The following is a 7,716-nucleotide window of genomic DNA, read 5'->3' as shown; positions in this document are numbered from 1 at the left end:
GGCGGCCGCGCCGGCATTAAAGCCAGCCACCAGCACATGGACGTCGCCTCCGCATTGAACGGCGGCGGTGACGGTGTGGAGGGTGGCGGGTTTGAGGGAAGCGTTGTCGTGTTCGGCGATGACGAGAGAAGTCATGGGGATTCCTTTGATCGGTTGACTGTTTGATCGGTTGGGGTCAGAGCCAATGTGCTGCGCACATCTGGATCCGACCCCAAGGTCTCAGATGACCTTGGCTTCCGTTTTGAGTTTGGCCACCAGCGTGGCCACGTCGGGTACCTTGACACCGGCGCTGCGTTTGGGCGGCTCGTTGACTTTGAGCGTCTTGATGCGCGGGCTCACATCCACCCCGAGGTCTTCGGGCTTGAGGATGTCCATGGGCTTTTTCTTGGCCTTCATGATGTTGGGCAGGGTGACGTAGCGGGGTTCGTTCAGGCGCAGGTCGGCCGTGACCACGGCGGGCAGGCTGACCGAGAGGGTTTCCAGGCCACCGTCGATTTCGCGCGAGACGGTGGCTTTGCCATCGGCCACGTCGACTTTGCTGGCAAAGGCGACCTGCGGCAGGTCGGCCAGGGCTGCGAGCATCTGGCCGGTCTGGTTGCAGTCGTCGTCAATGGCCTGTTTGCCCAGGATGATGAGGCCGGGTTGTTCTTTGTCAACCAGTGCTTTCAAGAGTTTGGCCACCGCCAGGGGTTGCAGGTCTTCATTGCTTTCAACCAGGATGGCACGGTCGGCGCCGATGGCCATGGCGGTGCGCAGGGTTTCCTGGCATTGGGTGACACCACAGGAGACCGCAATGATCTCGGTGGCCACGCCTTTTTCTTTCAGGCGCACGGCTTCTTCGATGGCGATTTCGTCAAACGGGTTCATGCTCATTTTGACGTTGGCGGTGTCTACTCCCGTGTTGTCCGTCTTCACCCGGACCTTCACGTTGTAGTCCACCACGCGTTTGACTGCGACCAGGACTTTCATGACTTTCTTTCTCCAGAGTTGATTGATGTGTGAATTTTTATCGGACGCGACATGACGAAAACAATGCCGAAGCAAAATTGCCATAAGCGGGTGCGGTTGTTGCACCGATGCGATACCTGCAAAATGGGGCTGCACATGACGGTCTCCTGTTCTTGTCCATGGGGCGATCGCCTTGATACACACCACCGACAACATTTTTTTGTTAGCGCGATCATCCACAAGCATGATTGCATGAGTGTTTTGGAAATGTGACGAATCTTTGCAAGACGTACAGCACCATCCCGGTGGCCTAGAATTAAAAAAGACCATCAAAAGTACGCCTCTTGGAGACCCGTGTGATTTCACGACACGCCACCCCCAGCCCCTCAGCCGCCGTCCTGAGACGCTACGAATCACTGCAAGTCGGGCTGGATCTGATTGACCAGGGATTCACGCTGATTGATGACAACTTGTGTCTGATCGCCTGGAACAAAACCTTTTTGCGCTTGTTTGATTTTCCGCAGGCGCTGATCTATGTTGGCTCGCAATTTGAAGACCTGTTGCGTTTCAATTTCGATCGCGGCGAGTACGGCGCGGGCGACCCGGAGGCCTATATTCAGGGACGCATTGAAATTGCCAAGGCCTTCGTGCCACACACCTTTGAGCGCGTTCGCCCGAATGGCACGGTTTTGCAGGTCCACGGGATCCCCATACCCGGGCTCGGATTCGTCACCCTCTATTCCGATGTCACGGCGCAACGTCGCGCCGAACAATTGATCCGCGAGCAAAACGCCATGCTCGAATCCAGGGTCGCTGAACTCAGCGCCATCAACGCCCAATTACGCGAGGCCTTGCACGACAAGGAAGTCATTGCAAGTTCATTGCATCGCAGCGAAGCGCAGATGCGTCTGATCACGGATTCGATGCCAGCGCTGATCGCCTATTCGGACCATGAGCGCAACTACCGCTATATCAACCGGGGCTACCGGGACTGGTTTGGTCTGGACCCGGCCACCCCCCAGGACGTCAGTGCGCGCAGCTTTCTTGGCGTGGATACCTATACCCGCATCAGGCCGAACGTGATGCGCGCCTTGCGCGGCGAGGCCGTGACTTTTGAATATGAAGTTTTGACGCTGGGCGAGCGCCTACGCATTGTGCGCACCACACTGATTCCCGAGTTTGCAGCTGACCAGTCGGTCGCCGGTTGCTTCGAGCTAACTTTTGACATCACGCATGAGCGCCGTTCACACGAACTGCTGGTGCAGGCCCAGAAAATGGCAGCGCTGGGCCAATTGACCGGGGGCTTGGCACATGATTTCAACAATATCTTGGCGGTGATCCTCGGCAACTTGAGCGCGCTGGGCGAACAGCCAGCAGCCAGATCGCTTGTCAGCGAATACATCGCGCCGGCCATGGATGCCGCACGCAGCGGCTCCAAGCTGATACAAAGCCTGCTGACTTTTGCACGCAAACAGCCCCTGGAAGCCAGGGTCATTGATGTCAACACGCTAATTGCCACGATAGAGCCCTTGCTGCGTCGTACGCTCCCCGATGCCATCCAGCTCAACGCGGTCATCTCCGAGACTCCGGCGATCGCGCCGATCGATCCGCAGCAACTGCAAAACACCTTGCTCAACCTTGTCTTCAATGCCCGTGATGCCATCGACGGCCCGGGTGAAATCACGGTGCGTTGCTCGGTATCGCGACTCGATGAGGCACACGCAAGCCAGTTGAACCTGAGGGTTGGTGACTATGTTTGTATTGAAGTGCAGGACGACGGCTGCGGCATGGACGGCGCCACCATCGCGCGGGTTTTTGAGCCCTTCTTTACAACCAAAACACCAGGCCGGGGCACCGGTCTGGGCTTGGCCATGGCCTATGGTTTCGCCCATCAATCGGGGGGCACCATCCACATATCGAGCGAGCCTGGCTTGGGCACCCTGGTCACCCTCTGGCTGCCCACACTCGCAGAGCCAACACATGAACCGGCGACACCTGAACCGCAGGCGCTGGAGCCAAACGCCTCTTCCGCAGCTTGCCTGGCCTTGCTGGTGGACGATGATCCAGGCGTTCGCCAAACCATTCGCCGCATGCTGGTGGCCTTGGGCTATTCTGTGATCGAGGCAGAAAGCGGCACCGAGGCCATCCAGATTCTGGATCAGACACCCCATGTGCAACTGCTCTTGTCCGACATCGTGATGCCCGGCGGCGTCGATGGCCGCCAGGTGGCACGCCACGCCAGGGCACGCGGCGACATTCCAAAAATCGTTCTGATGAGCGGTTACGCCCCCGACGCCGACCAGTTGCCCAAGGTGCTGCTGCTGCACAAGCCCTTCACCAAAGCCGAGCTTGAAGCGGCGCTTCAACTGGGAGATTCATGATGTCCGCCATAGTGAGTGAAACCGCCCCAGGCCACTGGCCCATGATCTTCATCATTGACGACGATGAGGCCATCGCACGGATCGTCGAGCGCAGCCTCAAGGAATTTGAATTTTCCGTGGAGAGTTTCCGGGATGGTACGTCGGTGTTGCGGCGCTTGCAGGTCAAGCGCCCCGATCTGTGCATCGTCGATCTGGGCCTGCCAGACATCGACGGCCTCGAACTGGTCCGGAAAATCAACGAACTGGCCAACTGCGGCGTCCTCATTCTGACCGGGCGCGGACAAACCATCGATCGTGTCATGGGCCTGGAGCTTGGGGCCGACGACTACGTGGTCAAACCCTTTGAGCCGCGTGAACTGGTGGCTCGGGTACGCAGCATCCTGCGCCGGCGACGCGTCGGGGATGTAGCGGTGCCCAGCCAGCGCCGTTACGCCAGTTTTTCCAGCTGGGCCTTGGATTGCGCGGCCAATATTCTGCACAGCCCGGACGGCTCCGAGCACATTCTTGGGACAGCGGAGGCCATGGTGCTACGCGCTTTTTTGCAGCGTCCACACCAGATCCTGACCCGTGAACAATTGATCGGGCAACGCGATTTGTCCCCGCTGGACCGCAGCATCGACGTGCGCATCTCACGCATCCGGCGCAAGCTCGAGGTGGATCCACAAAACCCGAAAATCATCAAAACGGTCTACGGTGCCGGCTACATGCTGATGGCAGCTGTGACATGGAGTTGAACTCGCTCCACTAGGTGAACCCGCTTTCGCATCCGACCAGGATCTGCCACGCTACTTATGGTGGCTCAGCGCGTTGCTGACCAATTTGGACGTAATGTCCACAATCTGGATCATGCGGTCGTAGGCCATGCGGGTGGGGCCGACGACGCCCAGGGTGCCCACCACCTGACCATCCACCTCGTAGGGTGCGCTGACGATGGAAAGATCTTCAAATGGCACCACCTGACTTTCACCACCAATGAAAATGCGCACCCCTTCGGCCTGGCCGGTCACATCGAGCAAACGCATGAGCTGGGCTTTTTGCTCAAACAGGTCAAAGGCGCGGCGCAAATGGCCCATGTCGTTGGAAAAATCACTGACCGACAGCAGGTTTTTCTCGCCGGAAATGATCACTTCGTCCTGCGCTTCGGTCATGGCCTCGGTGTTGGCTGCCACGGCGGCGTTCATCAGGCTGGCAATTTCGCTGCGCAAGGAATCCACCTCGTTCTTGAGTCGTTCACGGACCTGCTCGATCGCCAGGCCGACATAGTTATTGTTGAGGTAATTGGCGGCTTCCACCAGTTGCGACTGGGTGTAATCGACCTCGGTAAAAATGACCCGATTTTGCACGTCGCCCTCGGGGGACACGATGATGACCAGCAGGCGCCGCTCGGACAACCGCAAAAACTCGATGTGCCGGAACACCGATGTGCGCTTTGGGGCAATGACCACGCCGACAAACTGGGACAGGCTCGACAGCAGGTTGGCCGCGTTGGAAATCACTTTCTGCGGCTGGTCATGCGCCAGGCTGGGCGTGCCGATGTGGCCGCGCTGCACCGTGAGCATGGTGTCGACAAACAGCCGGTAGCCGCGCGCCGTGGGAATGCGCCCGGCCGAGGTATGGGGGCTGGCAATCAGGCCGAGTTCTTCCAGGTCTGACATCACGTTACGGATGGTCGCCGGAGACAAATCCAGGCCCGAGGCGCGCGACAAGGTGCGCGAACCCACAGGTTGACCGTCGGCAATGTAGCGTTCTACCAGCGCTTTGAGTAATAACTTGGCACGATCGTCTAGCATGATTTCATTTTAGTGATGTAATTTGCAAATGAAGTCCAAATTCCAGCATATTGCCCTGGTCGGCAAATACCAGACCACCCCTGCGGGTGCCAGCGGCGCCAAGTCACGCGCCGCCCTTGTGGCCGTGGCCCATTTTCTGGATGACCTGGGCTGTGATGTCGCCATGGAGCAGGATACCGCGCTCAATATGGGCATCACCGACTACCCGGCTTTGAGTGTGGCACAGATTGGCAGGCACTGTGATCTGGGCCTGGTGGTGGGAGGCGATGGCACCATGCTCGGGATTGGCCGGCAAATGGCGCCTTATGGCGTGCCCTTGATCGGCATCAACCAGGGCCGGCTGGGCTTTATTACCGATGTGCCCTACGACAGTTTTGCCACCAGCCTGGCGCAAATGCTGAGTGGTGCCTATGTGGAAGACCACCGCAGCCTGATGAACGCGCAGGTGATGCGTGACGGCCATTGTGTTTACCAGGCCATGGCCATGAACGACGTGGTGGTGAATCGCGGTGCTTCCGCCGGCATGGTGGAGTTGCGGGTCGAGGTGGACGGTCACTTCGTGGCCAACCAGCGCGCCGATGGTTTGATCATTGCCACACCCACTGGTTCGACCGCTTATGCCCTGTCATCGGGCGGCCCGCTGATCCACCCGTCCGTTCCAGGTTGGGTGATGGTGCCAATTGCGCCGCACACCTTGTCCAATCGACCCATCGTGCTGGCCAACACGTCAAAAATCGCAATAGAAATTGTCTCTGGCCGGGATGCCAGCGCCAGCTTTGACATGCAATCACTGGCGTCCCTGATGCATGGCGACCGCATTGAGGTCACACGCTCGGAGCACCATGTGCGTTTTTTGCACCCGCAGGGCTGGTCCTACTTTGACACGTTGCGTGAGAAACTGCATTGGAACGAAGGAGTGGCTGCAACGTGAGCCTGAAACGCATGGTGCTGCGAGACTTTGTCATCGTCAGCGAACTTGAGCTTGAATTCGGCAGCCAATTCACCGCCTTGACGGGGGAAACCGGTGCCGGCAAATCCATTTTGATCGATGCCCTGCAACTGGTGACCGGGGGCCGCGCCGATGCCACCCTGATCCGTGAGGGAGCCAGTCGCTGTGAAGTGAGTGCTGAATTCGACAGCCCCCCCAGTGTGACGCAATGGCTGGAAGAAGCCGGTTTCGAGGCGGACGCCACGCTGTTGCTGCGCCGCACGCTCGACACCCAGGGTAAAAGCCGGGCCTGGATCAACGGCAGCCCGGCCACAGCCACCCAATTGCGCAACCTGGGCGAACAATTGCTCGACATCCACGGTCAGCACGCCTGGCAAAGCCTGACCCGGCCGGAGGCGGTGCGCAGCCTGCTCGACGCCTACGCCCAGGTATCCAGTGCAGACACTGCAGAAAAATGGCACCTGTGGCGCACCGCACAAAATCAACTGGCGCAGGCGCTACAGTCCCACGATTCCCTGCTGCGTGAGCGCGAACGCCTGAGCTGGCAAATTGGCGAGCTCGACAAGCTGGCGCCCAAGCCAGACGAGTGGTCCGAGCTCAATACCGAGCACACACGGCTGTCCCACGCACAGGCCTTGCTCGATGCCGCTCAGGCTGCCGCGCTAACCCTTGACGAAGACGAAGGTAACGCACTGGAACGCCTGAGCCGGGCCTGCCAGCTGCTGCTGCAGCAGGAACACCTGGAACCCTTTTTCAAGGACCTGACCGAGGTACTCACCTCCAGCCTGGCACAAGTGCAGGACACGGCGCACGCATTGCGCAGCTATTTACGCAAGACCGAGCTCGATCCGGATCGGCTCGCCGAGCTGGATGAGCGCATGGGCCTGTGGCTGTCGCTGGCACGGCGTTACAAGCGCAGTCCGCACGAATTGCCAGAGCTGTTGGCGGGTTGGCAACAAGCCATGACACAGCTCGACGCCAGCGCCGACGTGCAAGCCCTGGAAAAAGCCGTGGCAACAGCCTGGCAAGGCTATACGCATGAGGCCGGCCTGCTGACCCGGGCACGCCAGAAATGTGCACCCGAACTGGCCCGCGCCATCACCCACGCCATGCAGGGCCTGGGTATGCAGGGCGGGCAATTTGAAGTGTGTTTACAGACCACTGAGCAGCCGCTGCAAAGCGGACTCGAAGAAGTGACATTTCTGGTCGCAGGTCACGCCGGTAGCACACCGCGCGCCGTCAACAAGGTGGCCTCCGGCGGCGAGCTGTCACGCATTGCGCTGGCCATCGCAGTCACCACCAGTCAGTTGGGTACCGCCCAAACGCTGATTTTTGACGAAGTGGATGCGGGTGTGGGCGGCGCCGTGGCCGAAACCGTGGGCCTGCTTATGAAACGCCTGGGACAAGACCGCCAGGTGCTGGCCGTCACGCACCTACCGCAGGTAGCCGCCTGCGCCGACCACCATCTGGTGGTGCGCAAACAGCTTCAGGGCGGCGTCACCCTGAGTTCAGTCACCCACGTGGACACTGAAGCGCGTGTTGCCGAACTGGCCCGGATGCTGGGTGGTGAGCGCCTGTTGAGCAGCACGCTGGCGCATGCGCGGGAAATGCTGCACACGCAGGGGGGCTGAAACAACATGCCATTACC

At 59.6% G+C, this 7,716-nt stretch carries 6 protein-coding genes and 1 pseudogene; 4 read left to right on the top strand and 3 right to left on the bottom strand.

The genetic code is table 11. From position 1 onward, the window contains the following. Nucleotides 1-135, bottom strand: a pseudogene (locus NDJ10_RS12895) (electron transfer flavoprotein subunit alpha/FixB family protein); the annotation flags it as partial. An 84-nt stretch (nt 136-219) separates the two neighbouring features. Then, nucleotides 220-969: an electron transfer flavoprotein subunit beta/FixA family protein gene (locus NDJ10_RS12890; RefSeq protein ID WP_296162894.1), complete on the bottom strand. Its 750-nt coding sequence runs from the start codon at nt 967-969 to the stop codon at nt 220-222. A gap of 335 nt (nt 970-1,304) precedes the next feature. On the opposite strand from NDJ10_RS12890, the gene NDJ10_RS12885 reads away from it, so the two are divergent. Next, nucleotides 1,305-3,329 (top strand): PAS-domain containing protein, encoded by a 2,025-nt coding sequence (locus NDJ10_RS12885; protein WP_296162892.1) that lies wholly within the window; start codon nt 1,305-1,307, stop codon nt 3,327-3,329. Further along, nucleotides 3,329-4,063: a response regulator transcription factor gene (locus tag NDJ10_RS12880; protein ID WP_296162889.1), complete on the top strand. Its 735-nt coding sequence runs from the start codon at nt 3,329-3,331 to the stop codon at nt 4,061-4,063. Before NDJ10_RS12885 ends, NDJ10_RS12880 begins: the two co-directional genes overlap by 1 nt. Before the next feature lie 51 nt (nt 4,064-4,114). Here NDJ10_RS12880 and hrcA read toward each other — a convergent pair whose 3' ends face one another. Next, complete coding sequence (gene hrcA / locus NDJ10_RS12875) at nt 4,115-5,119, bottom strand: heat-inducible transcriptional repressor HrcA (RefSeq protein WP_296162887.1); 1,005 nt, start codon at nt 5,117-5,119, stop codon at nt 4,115-4,117. A gap of 28 nt (nt 5,120-5,147) precedes the next feature. Here hrcA and NDJ10_RS12870 point away from each other — a divergent pair, with 28 nt between their 5' ends. Beyond that, nucleotides 5,148-6,050, top strand: coding sequence for an NAD kinase (locus NDJ10_RS12870; protein WP_296162885.1), 903 nt, complete (start codon nt 5,148-5,150; stop codon nt 6,048-6,050). Further along, nucleotides 6,047-7,699, top strand: coding sequence for a DNA repair protein RecN (gene recN / locus NDJ10_RS12865; RefSeq protein WP_296162883.1), 1,653 nt, complete (start codon nt 6,047-6,049; stop codon nt 7,697-7,699). Before NDJ10_RS12870 ends, recN begins: the two co-directional genes overlap by 4 nt. Nucleotides 7,700-7,716 lie beyond the last annotated feature (17 nt).

The organism is Rhodoferax sp. (assembly GCF_023700745.1).
GTDB lineage: Bacteria > Pseudomonadota > Gammaproteobacteria > Burkholderiales > Burkholderiaceae_C > Rhodoferax.
This window is presented reverse-complemented; position numbering and strand designations above follow the sequence as displayed.